The 16,550-nt window shown below is 44.4% G+C and carries 13 protein-coding genes; 6 read left to right on the forward strand and 7 right to left on the reverse strand.

The window, feature by feature from the left end:
* Positions 1-41: 41 nt before the first annotated feature.
* A complete protein-coding gene (locus tag Q4592_RS10835; RefSeq protein ID WP_303512761.1) occupies positions 42-2,819 on the reverse strand; it encodes an EAL domain-containing protein in 2,778 nt (925 codons plus the stop codon).
* Between the two features lie 303 nt (positions 2,820-3,122).
* Here Q4592_RS10835 and Q4592_RS10840 point away from each other — a divergent pair, with 303 nt between their 5' ends.
* The gene (locus tag Q4592_RS10840; protein ID WP_303512764.1) at positions 3,123-4,070 is read left to right on the forward strand and encodes a DUF808 domain-containing protein; all 948 of its coding nucleotides are present in this window, start codon (positions 3,123-3,125) and stop codon (positions 4,068-4,070) included.
* A 1-nt stretch (position 4,071) separates the two neighbouring features.
* On the opposite strand, the gene Q4592_RS10845 is transcribed toward Q4592_RS10840, so the two are convergent.
* From Q4592_RS10845 to pdsR, 3 genes are all read right to left on the reverse strand, one after another.
* Positions 4,072-4,824 carry an ABC transporter substrate-binding protein gene (locus Q4592_RS10845; protein ID WP_303512767.1) on the reverse strand — a complete coding sequence of 251 codons (753 nt, stop codon included), beginning with the start codon at positions 4,822-4,824 and terminating at the stop codon, positions 4,072-4,074.
* 96 nt (positions 4,825-4,920) lie between these two features.
* Entirely contained in the window at positions 4,921-7,086 is a 2,166-nt protein-coding gene (gene pdsS, locus Q4592_RS10850; protein ID WP_303512770.1) for a proteobacterial dedicated sortase system histidine kinase, read from the reverse strand.
* Positions 7,086-7,778 carry a proteobacterial dedicated sortase system response regulator gene (gene pdsR / locus Q4592_RS10855; RefSeq protein WP_137675424.1) on the reverse strand — a complete coding sequence of 231 codons (693 nt, stop codon included), beginning with the start codon at positions 7,776-7,778 and terminating at the stop codon, positions 7,086-7,088. The genes pdsS and pdsR overlap by 1 nt, the downstream gene beginning before the upstream one ends.
* A gap of 229 nt (positions 7,779-8,007) precedes the next feature.
* On the opposite strand from pdsR, the gene pdsO reads away from it, so the two are divergent.
* From pdsO to Q4592_RS10870, 3 genes are all read left to right on the forward strand, one after another.
* Complete coding sequence (gene pdsO, locus Q4592_RS10860; RefSeq protein WP_303512775.1) at positions 8,008-8,751, forward strand: sortase-associated OmpA-like protein PdsO; 744 nt, start codon at positions 8,008-8,010, stop codon at positions 8,749-8,751.
* Between the two features lie 26 nt (positions 8,752-8,777).
* Complete coding sequence (locus Q4592_RS10865; protein WP_303512778.1) at positions 8,778-10,973, forward strand: marine proteobacterial sortase target protein; 2,196 nt, start codon at positions 8,778-8,780, stop codon at positions 10,971-10,973.
* A gap of 85 nt (positions 10,974-11,058) precedes the next feature.
* Positions 11,059-11,679 carry a class GN sortase gene (locus Q4592_RS10870; RefSeq protein ID WP_303512779.1) on the forward strand — a complete coding sequence of 207 codons (621 nt, stop codon included), beginning with the start codon at positions 11,059-11,061 and terminating at the stop codon, positions 11,677-11,679.
* 19 nt (positions 11,680-11,698) lie between these two features.
* Here Q4592_RS10870 and Q4592_RS10875 read toward each other — a convergent pair whose 3' ends face one another.
* From Q4592_RS10875 to Q4592_RS10885, 3 genes are all read right to left on the reverse strand, one after another.
* Positions 11,699-12,709 carry an AraC family transcriptional regulator gene (locus Q4592_RS10875; RefSeq protein ID WP_303512781.1) on the reverse strand — a complete coding sequence of 337 codons (1,011 nt, stop codon included), beginning with the start codon at positions 12,707-12,709 and terminating at the stop codon, positions 11,699-11,701.
* A gap of 71 nt (positions 12,710-12,780) precedes the next feature.
* Positions 12,781-13,578, reverse strand: coding sequence for an SDR family oxidoreductase (locus Q4592_RS10880; protein WP_303512783.1), 798 nt, complete (start codon positions 13,576-13,578; stop codon positions 12,781-12,783).
* Between the two features lie 146 nt (positions 13,579-13,724).
* Positions 13,725-14,957 carry a carbohydrate porin gene (locus Q4592_RS10885; protein ID WP_303512786.1) on the reverse strand — a complete coding sequence of 411 codons (1,233 nt, stop codon included), beginning with the start codon at positions 14,955-14,957 and terminating at the stop codon, positions 13,725-13,727.
* Between the two features lie 249 nt (positions 14,958-15,206).
* On the opposite strand from Q4592_RS10885, the gene Q4592_RS10890 reads away from it, so the two are divergent.
* Both Q4592_RS10890 and Q4592_RS10895 read left to right on the forward strand, forming a co-directional pair.
* Positions 15,207-15,401, forward strand: a complete 195-nt coding sequence (locus Q4592_RS10890) for a (2Fe-2S)-binding protein (protein WP_303512789.1) — start codon at positions 15,207-15,209, stop codon at positions 15,399-15,401.
* Between the two features lie 125 nt (positions 15,402-15,526).
* On the forward strand, positions 15,527-16,507 hold the full coding sequence (locus Q4592_RS10895; protein WP_303512792.1) for an MDR family oxidoreductase: 981 nt from the start codon (positions 15,527-15,529) through the stop codon (positions 16,505-16,507).
* Positions 16,508-16,550: the final 43 nt, after the last annotated feature.

Consider the following 16,550-nt stretch of genomic DNA (forward strand, 5'->3'; position numbering starts at 1 on the left):
TTGAACCTAGAGCAGAAACTAAAGCGAGCCAATGGCTCGCTTTAGTTTATTGGATCGCAAGGTTGCGGTTTTCCTATGCCATATCCTTGCACATAATCCACCCCAATCTCTGCTAATACATTTTGAATGTCTTGGTTTTCAACAAACTCAGCCACGGTTTTCATATTCATCATGTGAGCAATAGCGTTAATTGATTCTACAATGGCTCGGTCGGTGGCTTCGCTAACAATGTTAATGATTAAGCTACCGTCAATTTTCAAATAATCTACCGGTAAGCTTTTTAAATAACCAAAGGATGAAGCACCGCTGCCAAAGTCATCTAAGGCAAAGCGGATCCCTAAGGCTTTCATTTCTCGCATAAATTCCAAGGCTCTAGTGAGTTGAGAAATGGCGGCGGTTTCGGTAATTTCAAAGCAAATGTTTTTGGGGTTTATGGAAGAGTGCTTAACCAATTCAACGACTTTATTTACAAACTCATCGTTGCTTAAACTAATTCCAGATAAATTAATCGACACTACTGTATTGCCATCAGGGAAATACTGGTGGTAGCGCTTAAACACTGTTTCAAGCACCCATTGGTCGATAATGGTGATTACACTGTGTTTTTCTGCCGCAGGTATAAACAAGTTAGGTGGAATGATGTTGCCGTGTTCATCACGGTAACGAATTAGCATTTCGTAGTGTTTTGAATCGGAGTTTTTATCAAGTGGGGCAATCACTTGCTTCACTAAATAAAACTGGTTTTGCTCTATAGCCTGAGCTACGTTTGCGATGTAGCCCATTTGTTTGGCTTCATCGAACAAATCATCATTATCCAAATCTGCAATATATACCCGGCCACGGCCTTCTTCTTTGGCTCTGTAACAAGATAAATCAGCTTTGCTGAGCAATTCGGTTTCATTTAACGCGCCAGTAATCGGCACCATGCCAATGCTAACACCCACGTTGAATAAGCGTTTATTCCAATGGAAGCGATACGCGTTTACCTGAGCAATAATACGCTCACATAAGGCTTGCGCTTCTGCTTGGCTTTTACTGACTAAAATAATGCCAAATTCGTCGCCACCCAAGCGCCCTATAAGATCTTGTTTGTTTATGCATTGGCTAATTACTGTGGCTACTTCGGCCAACATAGCATCACCAATTAAATGCCCTGCAGTATCGTTTACCAATTTAAAACGGTCTAAATCTAGGAAACATAAATAACAATTTTGGCTTTCTTCTTGATGCCGCTGGGCATAAGCCTTGAGTTGCTCATTAAAGCTGGCGCGGTTAATTAAACCGGTGAGGGAATCATAAGTTGCTTGATAGGCGAGCTTTTGACTCAAGAGGTGCTCAGCGGTAATTTCTTTGCTGATCCCGCGATAACCAATATAGTTATTGCTGCTATCGAAGATAGGCTTACCATTGAGCAGAAATATCTTTATATCTTTACTGGGTAACTTAACTTTAAAGGTTAGGTTATTTAAAGGTTGGGTATAGGCGACTGCGTTTTCATATTCAAGCCAAGGAAAGCTTAATTCGGGCTTGGAACGGCAAATTTCAGATAAGGTTTTACCAATTAGCTGTGTTGCATCTGCAGCATAAAGTGGTCGAGTATCACCAGACAGGTAACTAAAGCGTTGTTCTGTATCGGTTTCCCAAAAAATGTTTGCTCCAGCTTTCGCCAAATCACGATAACGGGATTCATTTTCAGCTAGCAGTTGTCGAGTGATGCTGCCTCTGCGAATGATTTCCATCAATAAAATAATTATCAGTAAAGACACTACAAAAGCCGAGACCACCAACCTCACCATTAATTTGTATTTTTGGTAAAAGGTTTCTTCCTTATTGATGATCTTAGCGTCTTTAGGTAAAGATTTTTCGGAGTAATTATATTCTTGTAGTTTTTCCCAATTAAATATCCATTGACTTTGGGCAAGGGTAATCGGCTCTATGTCATCAACCGACTCACCGGCTATAATACGCTTAGCTAATTCGGCCGCGCGCATAGCATGTTGTCGACCGTCTAGTTCATCTGCTCCTACCGCTCCGTGTGACAGCGTTGTTATAGCAAGAGTATAAATTGGGTTGTTAGTCCAGGTTGCTAATTGTTGGGTGCCTTCGTTCCAGCTTAATAATGCATTGTTTCGCGCTGGACTAGTTAGTTGGCCTAGCAGCAATACTGGAATGTTGCTGTTGATATTGGCGAACACATCAACAATTTCATCCTCGGCTAAGGTTTCGATAATGTGAATTTTACTGGGTGCACCTGGTTTTCCTATCACTGTTTTTGCTTTGGCTAAATTAGCTAAACCGGTTGAGCTAGGATCTATTACCAGCACCAATTCATTTTGGCCAGTTTGCTGTTTAATACTAATGATAGTGTTAGCAATGTCTCGATTTTCAAATACCCCTGTCATATTCGGTGCGTTCAGTACTTGTTCTGTTACGCGGTTTATACCCAAATATACAATTGGTACCGTGCTAAAAAATTGCTTTCTATTATTTCTAATAAGGTTGAAGGCAGGGTCATCAGAAATCACGATAACATCTAAAGGAGTATTGGCGTATTTAGTCTCTAGGTAGCTTAAAAAGCTTAGCCTGAAATCACTGTTGGGATAACGTTTGGCATCCATGTATTCATGAAACAAGCGAGTATTGCCATCATCTTTGAATGAGCTGTCTAGGCCCTGTTTTAAGTAACCGGTCCAAAAGTGTTCGTTGTGATAGGAATGAACCACTAATACATTATTGTTTGCTTGTGCATTCGCACTAAACATATTGAGGCTTAGCAAGCCAAAGAATAGACACTTCCAATATAGAGAAATCGCTCGCAAAATGGCTCCCTGCCTAACAATGATTTTTGAGAACTTGTACTCTCAAAAAACCAGGTGATTACTGCTTTCCTTGTTGTATTGATGCTAGCACTATGAGCACAAAAATCGAACTCCGATAACGATATTTAGCCACACAAAGCTCTCTCAATCCTTAAAGCGTGACCTTGATACAACACTCAACAAAAGCTTAGCTGGTACGACCCAAGTAATTAATCTAATTGATTAAATTATCTTTAATTAGCGCTAGTCGCTCTGTAAAGCTTTGGTTAGGATGGTTCTTTTTTACCGATTCCAAGGATTAGGATGGCGGGTTTAAGTTTAATCGCATTGCTTGATGACATTGCTGCTGTGTTAGATGACGTTGCGCTAATGACTAAAGTTGCGGCAAAGAAAACCGCAGGAGTGTTGGGTGACGATTTAGCGCTTAACGCCCAGCAGGTGTCGGGGGTTAAAGCTGACCGCGAATTACCGGTGGTGTGGGCGGTCGCTAAAGGCTCTTTTGCTAATAAATTAATCTTGGTGCCAAGTGCTTTAGCCTTAAGCGTTTTTCTGCCAGTGGCAATTAACATATTGTTGATTGTAGGCGGTTTATTTTTATGCTTTGAAGGCTTTGAAAAAGTCTTTCATGCGTTATTTCCTCATACTGATAATGAACAACAAAACAAACACCAGCGCTTACAAGCCAACTCCGATGACACTGTGGATTTAGTGGCGTTTGAAAAGGATAAAATTAAAGGTGCCATTCGTACCGATTTTATTTTATCTGCCGAGATTATCGTTATTGCGTTAGGGACAGTGAACGAGGCCGCGTTGTTAACTCAGATACTTGTGGTATCGGGCATTGCCTTTTCAATGACCATTGGGGTTTATGGTTTAGTGGCAGGCATAGTAAAACTAGATGATGCGGGTCTATATTTGCTTGAGCATGCTAAGCAAAATAACGGCGGTCAACTACAACAAACATTGGGTAAAGGTTTGCTAGGTTTTGCGCCCATTCTCATGAAGTTTCTAGTCGTAGTGGGTACCGCCGCAATGTTTTTAGTGGGGGGCGGTATTTTAAGCCATGGCATTCCCATGTTTGCTGATTGGACTCATCATGTTCAACACTGGGCTGGCCATTTAGGCGCAATGTCTCCGATTATGGAGGTGTTCGCTCCTATTGCTTACAATGCCTTGTTAGGCATTGTTGCTGGCGGTGTGGTTATGTCGGTTATTACTCTTATCAAAAGTGTGTCGATTAAAGCCGACTAGCTCAATGGTTGAATTTTTGTTGCTGGTAGCGCGTGAGCAATTGCTTAAACGCGCTACCTTGCTTTACCTCCTCTAAGGCGCGTTGAAACTGCCCAATAACAGCGTCGTCGACAGCATTATTAAAGGCGTAGCAAAGTTCTTGCTCTTGAAGTACCCAGCTTACTTCGTAGTGTTTTAATGAGTAATTGTTTTGTTTGGCCGCGTGCCTAATGGTTTGCTCTGAGCCAGCGATAAAATCAACCCGCTTAGCTAACAACAACTTAATTAAATGGCGATAGCTGTCGCTAAACATTAGGTTTTCGTCTTCAATGCCATTGTTTAGCAAAATTTGTTCTCCTACGTCTGCGCGTAATACGCCAATTTTCAAGTGGTTGAGTTGTTTGAATGAGGAGAGCTTTGGATGACGCTTGTTATCGCCCATCAGAACTATATTCACGTTATCGATAGCACATACCCATTTAAAGTAAGGGTCACGTTTTGGTGTATGTACCGTAGCAAACAACACTGTATTGGGTTTTTGCCCGAGCAAGTAATAGGCTCTATCCCAAGGCATTATTTTTACGCTGTGCTCAGGTTCACCCAATTGTTGCCAAATCAGCTTGAGTAGCTCAACCGAAAACCCACTTGCTTGGCCGTTGTTATCTCGGTAATTGATGGGGTAGGCATCTTCGCTGAGGTAGCTGAGCTTGGGTAACTCTGCGTAACTTTGCCCGCATACCCAATACAGAGAAAGTACTAAAAGGAAACGCCGCATGTCTAAACTCAACTAATATGGATTAGCTTAAGTATAGAAAGGGAGCGGCGTTGCTCACGACAATTGTGCTAAATGTGCGCTACCTTGTGTTTAGTCCTATTGCTCTAAAGGCAGGCGAACACAAAACTCAACACCACTATTGTCGGTAAAATTGCGAGCGCTAATGTGGCCGCCATGAAACTCAGTAATTAAACGCGCAATATACAAACCTAAACCTAAGTGGGGCTTTTGCTGGGCTTGTTGGCTGCGAATTGACACCATTGATTCAAAGATTTGCTCTACCATATTATCCGGCAGAGTCGGACCGTGGTTGCTAATCAGTAGTACCGCATCTTTGTTATCCTGTTGGAAGCTCACCTTGATGGGTTTGTCTGGCAGGCTGAATTCCATAGCATTGGCGACGAGCTTATCCATAAGCTGGGCAATGTATTCTGGCACACCAACGATGTTTAAGGTGTTGGGCGTAATATCGCAATCAAAAGCCTGTTCAGGATAAGTATATTGGTAGCCCTGCATGCAGCCGGCCACAACTTTAGATAGCGGAAAACGACTGGTTTCTGCTTGCGATAAACTTTGCTCAAGACGAGTGGCCTCACTCATGTTGTTGAGGATCATGTTTAAGCGATTCACCCCTTCTTGGGCTCTATCTACGTATTTTTGAGTATCTTGATCCAGTGTTTGTAAACTCAGGTGTTCTAATGACGAACGCACTACTGCAACTGGGGTGCGAAGCTCATGAGATAAGCGCGAAGACATGTTTTCTAGGTAATGCGTGTATTGGCTTAAACGGCTAACAATATTGGCAAAGCTGCGTGATAGGTCGCCAATTTCATCGCGGTCTTTAGAACCGGGCAACGTGGCGGTTACTCGCCCTTGGCTATCAATGGCTTTTTCAGCTTGGTCGCGTAGCTTTCTAATTCGGCTAGAAATGCTGGATGCAAACAAAAAGAGTGACAGCGTGCCAACCCCCATCACCAGCAAAATAATATTGAATAAGCGCTCTAGCGCGCGGTTACGCAAAGTGCGAATACCGTTAGTGGTCTCTTCTGCTACCACTACGCCCATCACTTTATCGTCAATCCATATCGGGCTGGCAGCAGCTAACACCACGGCACGCCCGTCGGGTGTTAAACGCCACGTTGAGCCGGGTTTGCCGGTAAGCGCTTGCTGAATGTGGCTGCCTTCTAGCTCAGTAGAGTCTTGCAGGGAATCGACAAAATCCTGTGGTGGTTTAGTCAGAATTTTATAATACAGTGGGTGTAAATACTCGGTGGTAAAGCGGCTCCACCAATCATCGTTGTTATCGCGGCTCAGGCTGCGAGCCCAAATACTTTGGGTACTGCGAATATCACCTGATTTAGCCAATACTCGGCCGTGTTTATCTACTACCCAAATGCGTGAGCTGTTGTGGCTCATCCCTTTGATGATGCTTTCTATCTCAGGTGAGGGAACCAGTACAGTACCCAATTGGTCAACGGTATCAATGGCCGACGTACCCACAATAGACACTAACTCTCGCTTTGGTGTGCGGTTTACATCGTAAATCGAAAAGCCCAGTTTACTGCCAACCATACTCAGTGGAATTCGCAGTTCAATGTTGTAGCCTTTATTGGTTTTTAACCATTGACCTTGAATTTTCACCTCGGGTTTTACTGGGGTGTTTAAGCTGGGGTCTAGGGGCAATTCAAAGGCATTTATCCAGCCATCTTCTGTTGTTGCCACAACATAGCGCCTAAACTCGCCATCGGGTGCAAGCGTCGCGATGGCAAGGTGGTCATTGTTGTCTACGCGCAGTGTATTTTTGCCGCGGTAAACCACATCTTGATCGGTCACTTCAAAGTAGGCATATAAATAGCGCCCAAATTTACCCACCATATGCGTAAATTCGCTTTGCAAGGGGGCATCGGGATCGGCTTGATAAATCACATGCTCGTCGCCATAGCGCAACATGCGGTGTTGGTACTCGTGCCAGTCGTTTAGTTTGCCATCGAGTTGAATCGGACCAGAAAGCGGGTAGGCGTATAAATCACGGCCTTTTTGTACTTGGCTTAAAAAGCTGGCTTGGCTATTAAACAACGTTGGGCGTTCGTGCAGGGCGGTTGCCAAGGCTTGCGTGGTACCTTCTAAGGTTTTTTCTTGGCCTAAGCGCAGGTATTTTTCCATTTCCCACACGTATTGATAACCCAACCAAGGCAAGCACAATAAAAACAGTGAAAGAATGGTGACTTTGGCGCGTAGGCCAATTGGCAGTACTGGTAGCATTAGGCCACGCTATCCCATCGATAACCCATGCCATACACCGTATCAATGCACTCAAAATTTGGGTCTATGGCTAAAAACTTCTTACGGATACGTTTTACGTGAGAGGTAATCGTGCTGTCGTCGACAAAGATTTTCGCCTCGGTCATTAGTTCTTGTCGGCTTCGAACATGGCCGGGACGTTTAGCCAGTGCATGTACCATCCAAAACTCGGTCACGGTTAACTCTATAGTTTGTTGGTTCCACAGCACTTGCATGCGGTTGCCATCAATAGCCAAAGGGCCTCGCTCTAGTAAGTTGTCTTCTAAAGGGGCTGCGCCGAGTAATTCTGAGCGACGAAACAATGCGGCAATGCGAGCCACTAAATGCGGAAAACTTATATCTTTTGTTAAGTAATCGTCGGCGCCTAATCTAAGGCCACAAACGGTATCGAAATCGCTGTCGCGTGCGGTCAGAAAAATAATCGGCAGGGTACTCGACATAGCGCGCAGTGATTGGCACAACGAAAAACCGCCATCTATCTCATCTTCTAAACCTATATCAATGATGGCCAAGTCGGGCAGGCGAGTATTAAAAGCGGAGAGTGCACTAGGGCGATTAGCATAGGCCTGTACGCTATATCCTTGTTGCTGTAATACATCTTTGTAGTTTTCGCGGATGGCCGCTTCGTCTTCTACGATGGCAATTCGTTTCATGGTTTCACTTACGTTCTAAGCTGCTGACTTGCATAGACTATACATTATTTTTATCACGCTTTGGTGGCTTCAGCGCAATTGCCATTTTGTTGCCACATTTGATAAGCGAACTGCCATTTTTAGCGCCCGCTAATGCCATTTCAACAGTGTTTAATTAAGCCATCGAAGCAGCTTGGACAGACCAAGCTAACAACAAAACCATAATTATCCATTGAGAAGGAAATACTCCATGAAAAAGCATCTAATTGTCCTAGCCATTATTAGCAGCCTAAGCCTATCAACTGTATCAGTTGCCAACGAGGTCACCGAGTCATCTTCACCACGTAGCGGCAAAAGTGAGATGGTTGGATTTGGTACTGGAGCTGCCATTGGCGCCATAGTTGGCGGCCCAATAGGCGCGTTTATTGGTGGCTTCACTGGCACCTGGATTGGCAAATCGGTTGCCGACGAACAAGAGTTAGCGGCTCAAACGCAGCAACTACACCAGCAGCAAGATGAAATAGAGGTATTAGCTAAGCGCAGTGAGCAGCTGGAGTCTCTTACTCAGCAGCACGCTAGAGTTAACACCCAATTAGAGCAGCTAAAAATGGCGCAACAGCAAAAACTTGAGGAGCTCGCGATTGGTTTAAACGTGCAGTTTAAAACCGGCTCTTCGTTAATCGAGCCTCACTTTAAACAGCAACTCGACGACGTAGTTTATGCCATGTCTCTAGCACCAGATTTAAAGCTAGATTTAACCGGCTATGCCGATCGCCAAGGGGATTCAAGTTACAACCAAGCCTTATCGGAGCAGCGCTTAGCTGAAGTAAGAGCCTATTTAGTTAATCAAGGTATTGATGAATCGCGATTATATTCTCAAGCCTTTGGTGATACCGCACCGCTTCAAGCAGAGGCCAATTTAGAGAACAACTTCTTTGACCGCCGCGTCACCCTAAAGCTGATGTCTGAACGTGGCATGTTAGCAGCGCAATAATCACCACAGCTAAGGGAGATAGCCTAATGAAAATAGATGTTATTCGATTAGCCAGCGGTTTTTGTCACAGCGTCTCCTTTGGCGGCGCTATTATCGTGTTGTGGGCGGCCTTTGCGTCGCCCAGCCAAGCGGCAGTGCACAGTGACAACAGGGAAAGCGGGCAGGAGCTAAGCCAAGGCAGTTTGGTGTTTATAGACAGCAACGGCCAGCGTCAACAGCGACTACCGCTACATACCAAGGTAGAAATGACAGTATCAGGTATGACCAACAGAGTGACGCTTATTCAAACATTTGAAAATAATACTCAAGATTGGATTAATGGCCGCTACATGTTTCCGTTACCTAATGATGCTGCCGTAGACCAAATGCATTTAATTGTGGGAGACCGCGAAATAGAAGGGGAGATTCAAGAGAAAAAACAAGCCAAACGTACTTTTGATACCGCTAAACAAGAAGGTAAGCGAGCCAGCTTAGTTGAACAACTAAGGCCGAATATTTTTACCACGGCAGTGGCTAATCTTGGCCCCAATGAAAGCTTGCAGGTGAAAATAAGCTATCAGCAACAGTTGGCTTATCAAGATGGCGAGTTTAGTTTGCGCTTCCCTATGGTGGTCAATCCACGCTATACCCCGCAAATTTTCAAAGACCAAGCGCGAAGAACCCTGGCGGATGATAACTCGCAAGCGTTGTCGTTGGCTGCTTTAATGGATGAGCCGTATCAAACGGCGAATGGCAACAGCAATTTTGAGCACATGATGCAGCTAATGCAACATAGCGTTCGCCAATATAGCCAAAGTGAATCAACCAGTCCGCTTAAGGCGAGTTTACATATTTCTTTAAATACAGGCTTTGAGTTAGATAGCTTGCAAAGTGTTTATCACCCAGTGTCTAAGCAAGTTCTTAGCGATGGCAGCATCGATATTAGATTGCTGAATACCGATGCAAATCGTGATTTCTTGTTGAAGTGGAAACCTATTGTCGGCTCTCGTCCTGAAGCGGCGGTATACAAGCAAACTGGACTGAGCCATCAAACATCAGCGTTGCCAGCTAAAGATGACTACGCTTTGCTAATGTTGATGCCGCCGCAAGGGAACGCTGAAGACATTATTGACCTACCTCGGGAGCTTATTCTGGTTATAGATACCTCTGGGTCGATGTCTGGAGAATCTGTGGCTCAAGCTCGTGAAGCCTTACTCGAAGCATTAAGCGGATTAGCCGAGCATGATTATTTTAACCTTATTGAATTTAACTCAAACTATCAGCATTTTTTGCCTCAATCGGTACCAGCCAGCAGCAAAAATCTAAAACAAGCACGTGCTTTTGTTAACCAGCTGCAAGCCAATGGTGGGACTGAAATGTACGGGGCCTTACAAGCGGCGTTAAAAGATGTTAACCGTGAGCAGGAAGAGCTCAAGCGACTTCGCCAGGTGATTTTTATCACCGACGGAGCAGTGAGTAACGAGTCTGCTTTGTTTGAGTTAATCACTAACCAATTAGGCAATAATCGCTTGTTTACCATTGGTATCGGCTCCGCGCCTAATTCACACTTTATGCAACGTGCTGCCGAGTTGGGTAAAGGTACCTTTACCTACATAGGCAAACAAAATGAAGTGAAACAAAAGGTGACGACTTTATTTAAGCAAATTTCTCACCCGGTGGTGAGCGATGTGCAATTGAGTTTCAGTGACGGCACTGTGCCTGAATATTGGCCGGCAAACATTCCCGATTTGTACCTTGGTCAACCGTTAATGGTGAGCATTAAAATGCCTAGCCACTCTCAACAACAGCTAGTGGTGAGCGGCAACATTGGTGAGCAATTTTGGCAACGTAGTTTAAATTTACAAGCTAACCAATCAGCAGCCGGTTTAGATTTATTGTGGGCCCGCCAATACATATCTGCCTTAGAGTTAAGCAAAAGCTCGCTCAACCAAGAGCGGGTAGAGAAACAAGTCTTAGCACTGGCGCTTAAATATCATTTGGTGAGCTCGCAAACCAGTTTAGTGGCAGTAGATTTAACGCCGGCTAAGCCTTTGTCGTTTGATGCTATTAATAAACAAATAGATGGCGGTATGCCGTTAGGCTGGCAAGCAGGTGGAATATTGCCGCAAACCTCGACTTCAAGTCGGTTAAACATTCTCATTGGTTGCTTGTTGCTACTCCTTGCGCTGGGCCTTGGTTGGCGCAAAACAACACTCAGTAATGAAAACCAAGTGGTTCACTAACACATCTCAAGCAAGAGCATGAACAGATAATTCATGCTCGTTTTTACTCAGCAAATCAAACCAACTATTCAAAAAGGACAACACCATGAGCATTAGCTTTATGGCAAAACATCCGGTGCCTTGTAGTTTATTCCTCCTCGGTATTTTGGTGCTTGGACACGGCGCGTACATACAGGCAAAAGCCTACTTGGCGCAGTTTTTAATTGCTCAAGCCTGGCAGAGCACTCTAGCCGATCAGCAAACTCATAAACCTTGGCATTGGGCTGATACCTATCCTGTCGCTAAGTTAAGCTTCGTGACCAAACTAGAAAGCATTGGCTTTAAACATCAAGTCGATTCGGTGTATGTATTGGCAGGAGCGTCGGGGCGCACTTTGGCTTTTGGCCCCGGTTTAGTGCTTAGTGGCGCAAAAATTGGAGAGGTGGGAAACACCGTGATTGCCGGGCATCGCGATACCCACTTTTCCAATTTAGCTGCGGTTAACAAAGGAGACCTATTACAAGTAGAGGCAAATGATGGTGAAGTATTACTGTATCAGGTGGTGAATACTCAAATTGCTCATCAATCTGATACTCAATTTATGGCACCTAGTGATGATAATCGTTTAACGTTGATAACTTGTTATCCCTTTAATCAACTTAGTGGCGGGGCAGAGCAGCGCTACATAGTAGAGGCGCTGCTCGTAAACCAACCTAAAGCGATTTAAAGATGGGATAAGCTAACAATTAGTGAGTATTTACCACTGAGTTTTGCTCTCTAAAGCGCTCTGGCGATTGGCCTGTCCAGCCAGAAAAAGCCCGATAGAAAGATGTGGTTTCGTGAAAGCCGAGTAAAAACGACACCTCTGAGGTGGAGGTAGGGGTTTTACTCAAATAGAACTCGGCTAACTCTTGGCGCGTATTATTAAGAATGTTTTGATAGTTGGCGTTTTCTGCACTGAGTTTACGTTGCAAGGTTCGTTTACTCATGGCTAACTGGCTGGCTACATTTTCAATTGATACCTGAGCGCTAGGAATAAGCTCTAATAGGGCACTTTTCACGCGTTGTTGGGTAGAGGCATCACGCTCAAGGTTAGATAAGCGTTTCTGCAGCTCTGGCTCAAAAATACTCCACATGCCGGTGTTTTCAGTAAGAAAAGGCAAGTTTGCATCCTCGGCGCTAAACTCTAGAGCCAGAGAGTCTGACTGTTTAACCGCAACACCAAAATACTCTTGATAACGCTCGGCAGACGATACTTCGATGGGGCAATACACCGCTAGCGGTTCAATGTTCTTGCGCGTGGCTGTGCGTAATAGTTGGGTGAAAAACACCAACTCAGTCATTGAAAAAGTGCGAGACAGCTGCTGATTAGCTTGCAATGGCTCTAAGCTTAATCGGGTCGTTTTACTGGTAAACGTTAGGTCTAGTTTAAGCGGTGCAATCAGCGGTTTAAAGCGTTGCAGCCGTTCCAGTGCGGTATTAAAGTTTGGGCTACATAAGCTGGCAAAAATAGGTGGGTCAAAACACTCTACATTGAATGATTCAGCAAACTTTAAGGGCAACTCTATGTCGCCGGCCATTTGATCTAGGGCTTGCCAGAATCGAAAATATTCGTCGGCGGTAATTTGCATATTGTCGGTAGCAAACAAATCAAGCCTTAGCTGGGCAAGGCGAAGCAGCTCAGCGGGCTCAATGCCAAAGTCTATTAGCATTAATCGCCAACCGGCATGAACCGAGTATTTAGAACTTATCGTCATTAATGTCCCCTTTAGGGCCAAGCCTTAGCGCTTTGTACGCTAAGGCAAAGTGTTGATTACATGGTTTTCTCTTACTTAGTTTTTTCCATTGATTGGCGAGATATTTTAAGCAAAGTTTTACGAGGCATAAACGGAATAATCCAATTTAGCATGAAGCTCAAACTACGTTGGTTAATTGCCACTAGTTCGCCTTTCTCCATCGCTTGATAGCCATACCTTGCTACCGACTCTGCGCTGGCGGCATTTTTCCAAGCATCTACGCCTTCAAGGTTACCCGCTTCCACAAAGCCAGTGGCAACGGTGCCAGGACAAAGGGCAGTAACGGTAATGTTATTCTCTGCCACTTCTTCGGCAACGGCTTGTGAAAATGAAGTCACGTATGCTTTAGTGGCGTAGTAAACCGCTTGTAATGGCCCCGGCAAAAATGAAGCGGTAGAGGAGACATTTAGGATTTTGCCGTTATTTCGCGCCACCATGCCTTGTAGGTATAAGTGAGTGAGATTGCTTAAGGTCACCATATTTAACTGCATCATGGCTTGGTCTGCGCTTAACTCGCGCTCGTGGAATTTACCATGACCACCAAAACCGGCATTGTTAATCAGAACGTCAACTTCTATACCTAGTTGCTCGGTCTGCTCAAACACCTGCTGAGCTGAATCCGCTAGAGATAAGTCTAGTGCAATCACCGTAACAGATACTTTGTATTGGTTTTCTAGTTCTGCCTTGAGAAGGCCTAGGCTTTGCTTATTGCGAGCAACTAGTACTAAATCGCCACCTTTGGCTGCGTGAATATGGGCCAATTCTTTACCAATTCCCTTAGATGCCCCGGTGATTAAAGCGACATTGTTTTGGTTGTTTTGGATGGTCATGTTGTGTTCCTATCAAGCGTGTTTGGATTTGATGTGGCTATATTATTAGCTGATGAAGCCAAAATCTTTTCCAAAGGTGACACGCTTATAGCGGATCGCGCCAAGTTGCTTTTGGTTTAGTCTAGAAACAAATAGACAATCTTGGGTTACAGCATGTACCTTAATCGCAAACCGATAATGGTATCTCCCGCGGTGTTGATACCTCTGGTAGCCGATTTAGTGAAGTAGTGCTGAATATCCGGCGCGATACTGAGGCGATTGGTGACTTTAAAATCGTAATAAATCTCTATCGACTTTTCATTGCCGTGCTGTTTGCGAATACGGTCTATGGGTTCTACTTCGGCGTAACCAATACCGAGTACGTCTTGATTATTCAGTAAGTCATTAAACACAATACCGCCTACCGCTACTGCTTTGGTTTTAGCCACATATCGCTGGAAAGAACGGTTATATCGAGCAAAAATACCCACATTGCCAATGTCTTGGCTGAGGCTAATTGACAGGGCTTGTCCTGCGCGATTAGCCTCTAAGTCATTAGCAGAGGTTTGAGCGTTAGAAGTATCATCAATGTCTGCGACACTTACTTTAAACTCACCCCCTCCAAAGCTGAACTGCGGTGTAAGACCTAGCTCTATATGACGCACCATTTTGCCATCGCTGAAGCTTCGAAAATCAATGTCTTTACCGTTGGGCTTGGCATCGTTAAAGCCCACTTGCGCATAGGCCCAATCATTCTGCACTGACAATGTAGCGCCTAAGGCGCGTTGTCCAGTGGTCCAACTTAAGCCTTGGTGGGAGAAAGGGGAGGCCATAAAAGTACTACGGTCGTCACTAAGGTATTTGTTGGTGGCCCATAGACGCGTGGTATAAAGATGGCCTAGCCGATATGTGAGCCGACGGTTTAACAGGCTATGCTCCCACCACAGCCCGTTTATTGCTGTAATGTTTTGATCTGGGCCGGTCATGCCGCCGTTGGGTTGGCTTGGGCCAAGGCCAACATCATCGGCAAATTTACGAGTATCAGTATTATTCAGCATGTTTACCATCACTCCCGCAAATACCAGCTTTGCATAACCATTTTGGTTTTCCCAAAAGCGCTTTTGAATGATTAAGTCTGTCTCGTTATCAAGATAGTTATTGCCGTGCCCGTCGGTTTGGCCTATTGGCGCGATTTGTATTTGATAATCTAAACCATGATTTACCGACAAGTATTTTTTCATATCTTGGTAGTTATCTAGCGTATCTACACCTTGGTAAAGAGGTCTTTGGTTATAGGGGGATACTGATTTGGACAGATCTTCAAACTGCTGGCCTTTTGAACCATTGGCCGCCGCTAAAAAAGAGACGCTAAACAGTAGTAACACAGACAAGGTACGCATAATTGTTCTCAACAGTTTAATTGATGAGGAGATTATCTATTTAGCGTTGTCGGTTGTTGAGTAAATTACGGTTTACTCACGACTAATCAGTAGGTTAGCAATGCTTTGTTGTTGTACTTGTTACCTAAAGTTACTTTGCTTAAACCTGAGATTTTTACTGCCTTTTGTTATTGCTCCAGTGTGTTACTGCTTGGCTGTTTTATTACTTTGTAAACTAGCTCAAATGTTGTTAACAGAGAGTAATCGCCAATGTGGGTATGTTTGTGTCACCAAATAAACGACGATGCTATAGCGAAAGCCCAGCGAGAGGGTCAAGATTCTATTAAGCAATTAAAGCAATCTCTTGGCTTGGGTAAAACTTGTGGAAAGTGCGTTCGCCTAACCAAACAGCGGTTAATAAGTCAGCCTAAAACACTTATTACTAGCCGTATACTGGCACATTGATTAGCCAACTAAAGTTTATGTATGTGGTGCATGTATTAAATGACAAAAATTCACTTAATACATAGTGATAGAAAGACTACACTCTAGCTAATTGAATTAACTCGCACACTATTCGGAGTATCACTATGTTTAAGGCTCTCGTTCTCGATCAAGTAGAGAAGCAAACTCACTCAAATATTCGTCAGCTTGAAGTTTCAGATTTACCCGAAAGTGACGTGGTAGTGCAAGTAGACTATTCATCTCTTAACTATAAAGATGGCTTAGCTATTACCGGTAAAGGCAAGATCGTACGTAATTTTCCGATGGTGCCAGGTATTGATTTAACTGGCACAGTTGAGCAATCTCACGACCCGCGTTATGGGGCGGGTGATAAAGTTGTATTAACTGGCTGGGGAGTTGGAGAAGGCCACTGGGGCGGTATGGCGGAAAAAGCGAGTCTTAAAGCAGATTGGTTAGTGCCTCTGCCAGAAGGCTTAAGTGGTAAACAAGCCATGATGATTGGTACCGCTGGTTTTACTGCTATGTTGTGTGTTCAAGCATTAGTTGATGCAGGTATTACGCCTGAATCTGGCGAGATATTGGTAACCGGCGCTAGCGGCGGCGTGGGCTCGGTAGCGGTTTGTTTGCTCGCTCAACTAGGCTACCAAGTAGCGGCTGTAACTGGCCGTATTGAACAGAATGGCGAACTACTTAGCCAACTTGGCGCAGCGCGTATTATTGACAGAACTGAGTTTGAAGAGCCTGCACGTGCTTTAGAAAAGCAGCTTTGGGCGGGTGCTGTTGATACTGTAGGCAGTAAAGTACTGGCTAAAGTATTGGCTCAAATGGACTATAACGGTGCAGTTGCTGCATGCGGCTTAGCGGGTGGCTTTGATTTACCCACCACAGTAATGCCATTTATATTGCGTAATGTAAGTTTGCTTGGCATTGATTCGGTGAGTTGCCCAACAGCAAAACGAATTAAAGCATGGCAACGCTTGGCTGAATTATTGCCACAAAGTTATTACCAACAAGCGTGTACTGAAGTAGAGCTAGAGCAAGTGGCAGAATATGCTGAAGCGATTACTAATGGCCAAGTAACGGGGCGAGTAGTGATTAAGCTCTAGTTAAATGCTAATACTGAACAAGCCGGCATCTCGTCGGCTTTTT

It is taken from the genome of Agarivorans sp. 1_MG-2023 (genome assembly GCF_030548385.1).
GTDB lineage: Bacteria > Pseudomonadota > Gammaproteobacteria > Enterobacterales > Celerinatantimonadaceae > Agarivorans.

What these genes read in the sequence shown, in the direction of transcription:
- Q4592_RS10875 (WP_303512781.1), bottom strand. Translation starts at nt 12,709, where the DNA reads ATGACGATAAGTTCTAAATACTCGGTTCATGCCGGTTGGCGATTAATG.
- Q4592_RS10890 (WP_303512789.1), top strand. Translation starts at nt 15,207, where the DNA reads ATGTGGGTATGTTTGTGTCACCAAATAAACGACGATGCTATAGCGAAA.
- Q4592_RS10880 (WP_303512783.1), bottom strand. Translation starts at nt 13,578, where the DNA reads ATGACCATCCAAAACAACCAAAACAATGTCGCTTTAATCACCGGGGCA.
- Q4592_RS10845 (WP_303512767.1), bottom strand. Translation starts at nt 4,824, where the DNA reads ATGCGGCGTTTCCTTTTAGTACTTTCTCTGTATTGGGTATGCGGGCAA.
- pdsS (WP_303512770.1), bottom strand. Translation starts at nt 7,086, where the DNA reads ATGCTACCAGTACTGCCAATTGGCCTACGCGCCAAAGTCACCATTCTT.
- Q4592_RS10895 (WP_303512792.1), top strand. Translation starts at nt 15,527, where the DNA reads ATGTTTAAGGCTCTCGTTCTCGATCAAGTAGAGAAGCAAACTCACTCA.
- pdsR (WP_137675424.1), bottom strand. Translation starts at nt 7,778, where the DNA reads ATGAAACGAATTGCCATCGTAGAAGACGAAGCGGCCATCCGCGAAAAC.
- pdsO (WP_303512775.1), top strand. Translation starts at nt 8,008, where the DNA reads ATGAAAAAGCATCTAATTGTCCTAGCCATTATTAGCAGCCTAAGCCTA.
- Q4592_RS10865 (WP_303512778.1), top strand. Translation starts at nt 8,778, where the DNA reads ATGAAAATAGATGTTATTCGATTAGCCAGCGGTTTTTGTCACAGCGTC.
- Q4592_RS10885 (WP_303512786.1), bottom strand. Translation starts at nt 14,957, where the DNA reads ATGCGTACCTTGTCTGTGTTACTACTGTTTAGCGTCTCTTTTTTAGCG.
- Q4592_RS10870 (WP_303512779.1), top strand. Translation starts at nt 11,059, where the DNA reads ATGAGCATTAGCTTTATGGCAAAACATCCGGTGCCTTGTAGTTTATTC.
- Q4592_RS10840 (WP_303512764.1), top strand. Translation starts at nt 3,123, where the DNA reads ATGGCGGGTTTAAGTTTAATCGCATTGCTTGATGACATTGCTGCTGTG.